This window comes from Loktanella agnita (genome assembly GCF_046640325.1).
GTDB classification, from domain to species: Bacteria; Pseudomonadota; Alphaproteobacteria; order Rhodobacterales; family Rhodobacteraceae; genus Yoonia; species Yoonia agnita.
This window is the reverse complement of record NZ_JBJMBF010000048.1, coordinates 1-954: the sequence shown is the minus strand read 5'-3', so window position 1 is coordinate 954 and position 954 is coordinate 1. Positions and strand designations below refer to the sequence as shown.

The following is a 954-nucleotide window of genomic DNA, read 5'->3' as shown; positions in this document are numbered from 1 at the left end:
TGTTGTCCGATGGTCGGCGCGATGGGCTGGATCACGTCGCCATCTTCCAGCAAGGTCAGCGCGGGATTGAGCTGGGCGATGGATGACAGGCCCTTGAGGTCCAGGCGCAGCGCCTCCCGGCTGGTGAATCGCCGCCAGCCCTGGTCCCGGATCGCGTCCAGCAGCCGCCGCGCCGACCGTTCGACCTTGGACAGCGATGCATCCGCATAGGCCCGCCGCGCCATGGGCAGCGCATAGGACGCGATCAGATGGGTGGCGCGGTCAAATACCGCCTGGCTGATCTCCAACGGCTCCGGCTGATCCGCCATCGCCCAATCCAGATAGGCCAGCACCAGGGACAGGCGCACCGCAAGGCCGGGCAGCTTGCCGATGAAGGACAGAAGCAGCCCTTCGGTCCCCGCCTCCCAGGCGCGGGTTGCCACCCGGAACGCATCCAGCGCGGCGCAGGCGGGTTCTGCGAAGGCGACCAGCCAGGGACGCGGGGGTTTGCCGTCTTCTTCCAGCATCTGCAGCCGATAGAGACGACCCATCGCCTGGTCAAAGAAGGGGCCATTCGCCCCTTCACGCGGCCTATGTAACGTAACGGGGTCCGGCCAGATCGGCATGAAGCGGGCCAGCAGCCCGTCATCGTCGCTTTGCATCAGCAGCGATTTCAGGCGATCCGGCTGAATGCCACCCGTCACGCCGATGCTGAGCCGGTCGATATGGACCGGCTCCCGGCCCATCCGCTCTACCGTGTAGCCGCGCCCGCCATAGGCTTCCAGCCAGAAGGGTCGGTCTGACCCGCCCCCTGCATAGCGGGTCATGCCCTGCAGCCAGCCCGCCAGCTCGTCACGGGCCAGCAAGGTGCCGCGCGGCTGTTTGGCGGCAATGACCGCCAGCCGCTCTACCGTGCCATCCGCAATGCTGAGGCGTGGCGGGAACGGCTCCGGCCCTGGATTGGCCGTCTCGGGG

Annotated in this window: 1 protein-coding gene; it reads right to left on the bottom strand. The window is 67.6% G+C overall.

Annotated features, from left to right (window positions below; genetic code table 11):
- A partial coding sequence (locus ACJ5NV_RS20395) for a DUF3987 domain-containing protein (protein ID WP_411646715.1) occupies positions 1 to 954 on the bottom strand: 954 nt, incomplete at both ends.